The sequence below is a fragment of the Shigella sp. FC1661 genome (genome assembly GCF_001712525.1).
In the GTDB taxonomy this organism is placed as follows: Bacteria; Pseudomonadota; Gammaproteobacteria; order Enterobacterales; family Enterobacteriaceae; genus Escherichia; species Escherichia coli.
The window spans coordinates 1-1,884 of sequence record NZ_MDGW01000285.1; the positions used below are offsets into that span (position 1 = coordinate 1).

A 1,884-nucleotide genomic window follows, 5' to 3' on the forward strand; every position below is an offset into this window, starting at 1 on the left:
CCTGGATTCGGTCATCCATTTATCGCTGTGCTGCCACAGGAAGCGAGTTCCCTTTGCCTGACGACGACTTTCAACAGGAAGATGCGGATGTTCATTCTGGCGGGTTTTATCCACCACCTCACCCGGTTGTTTCGCCACATGAAAGCGATCGAAGGCTATTTTCTCAACCGCATTGGGTAAGTGGATGCGCGCTGCTCTTAGTTTGCTGAGCCAGTTTAGCATTGCCTTCTACATGACCGATGCCTGAGCCGGTATACCGAACTTTATTGTCCTCAACCAGTCATGTTATAAGCAAGAAATGCACTCAGCGGATAGAGCGACATAATCTGAACCTGCGGACACATCTTAAGCGGCTTACCCGCAAAACCATATGCTTCTCAAAGTCTGATGATATGCACTACAAGATCATCGGCTGGTATCTGACAATCAACCACCACCACTAAATCTGCGTCACGACCTGCAACTGAGTCTGGTTGAACAGGCTGAGGCCCTGCTGAAGCAACGCGAACCTCTCGACTCTTGTTGGATTTTACCAAATAGTTTTTCTAAAATTAAACACATTTATATAAGTTCTTTGCTGAACAAAACGCAGCCCGCCATCCTTTTTCATTCATAAATTCAGCAATGGCAGATAAAACTTTTTCATCAAGCATATAAAAAATAATGCAAGTAGACTCAATATGCCTCATACAAATAAGGCCGCACATATCCGTAATATATTTGTCAATGCTGCTATAATTTGCATGGTAATATGCCATGCTATTATCTGATGATTTTACATATGCAGTATGACATATTTTTCCTTCACGATTAACAAAACTGACAAAACCACTTTCACCAGGAGTAATATATAAAGATGAATTTAACGTGCGCTCACTAATATTCATTAATTGTTGAAATTCAATGGAATAGTTTTCAGTTAATGTATCTATTATCTTGGCTTTGTCTTTCTTTGTTATCTCATTGTCTTTTTCGGCAAGAAAAATTGCCACTTTATGACATGCATTCAGCTCGTTAATTTTACCTGATAAAACTGCTTTTCTTACCACATCGTTGAACTCATCGATAGTGTGTTTTTTATTATATATATCATGAAAAATATAGCCTAAAGACTTAAACGAGACTTTCATTTTATATTCTCCTTAAATATTAACAGGATATATATATCACATTTTCCTCTATATTTTCAGAAACCAGCTATCATTTTCCCCATTACTGGTACGTCGCTTCAGATATTTCCGCAGCAAGCTATAACCCTGCGCACTATGAGGATGCCATTCATTATAATGTTTGAACACCTTCGCGAGACTACTTTACTGCTGTTAACACGTCAGGTTCGAACATAACACTGATTTAATCATATTTCATCGTTTTGACGAAGTTTTCTGCCATTCCATTTTGCACCGCCGTGTGTTTGGGGGCAAGGCCGACCATCTGTGTTTCATTCGCCAGATATAAGTGATGAGATGGCATTCTCCCTCCTTCACGGCAGAAGCATTTTGACCGTTTAGGGGATGCGGACGATTTTCATGCCTGCTAAGATACTTTCGTTACTGATGCTGTCCGTTTTTCACCATTTCATCATCACTGATTGGCGTTGTGTTTTTGGTCAGCACTCCAGCTTTACGTTTCTCTTTTAACCGGTAACTCTCTCCTTTGATATTCAGCGTGTAGCAGCCGATCTAGGATCGCTGTTGCCAGCACGTGATCTCCGAACATTTCTCCCCAGTCTGCGACCCCTTTGTTTGACGTCAGTATGATGCTCGCTTTTTCATATCGACAGTTCATCGATAGGAATTTAAATCCCCAAAAGATTAAAAAAGCACCGAAGAATGCGCGTTTATTCAACACAACCTGATCATCAAGTAATCGGTATAGACACTT

1 protein-coding gene and 4 pseudogenes are annotated in these 1,884 nt (G+C 40.6%); 1 reads left to right on the forward strand and 4 read right to left on the reverse strand.

Annotated features, from left to right (window positions below):
• Positions 1-201, reverse strand: a pseudogene (locus BFF42_RS15780) (transposase); the annotation flags it as partial.
• 10 nt (positions 202-211) lie between these two features.
• Here BFF42_RS15780 and BFF42_RS15785 point away from each other — a divergent pair.
• Positions 212-443 (forward strand): annotated as a pseudogene (locus BFF42_RS15785) (IS1 family transposase); the annotation flags it as partial.
• A gap of 108 nt (positions 444-551) precedes the next feature.
• On the opposite strand, the gene BFF42_RS15790 reads toward BFF42_RS15785, so the two are convergent.
• From BFF42_RS15790 to BFF42_RS15795, 3 genes and pseudogenes are all read right to left on the reverse strand, one after another.
• Positions 552-1,130, reverse strand: a complete 579-nt coding sequence (locus BFF42_RS15790) for a DUF8038 domain-containing protein (RefSeq protein WP_000868561.1) — start codon at positions 1,128-1,130, stop codon at positions 552-554.
• Positions 1,131-1,178: 48 nt separating this feature from the next.
• A pseudogene (locus BFF42_RS27830) lies at positions 1,179-1,437 on the reverse strand (integrase core domain-containing protein); the annotation flags it as partial.
• A gap of 113 nt (positions 1,438-1,550) precedes the next feature.
• A pseudogene (locus tag BFF42_RS15795) lies at positions 1,551-1,797 on the reverse strand (ATP-binding protein); the annotation flags it as partial.
• Positions 1,798-1,884 lie beyond the last annotated feature (87 nt).

Bases quoted from the DNA above. Each gene is read 5' to 3' on its own strand.
- BFF42_RS15790 (WP_000868561.1), bottom strand. From the start codon at position 1,130: ATGAAAGTCTCGTTTAAGTCTTTAGGCTATATTTTTCATGATATATAT.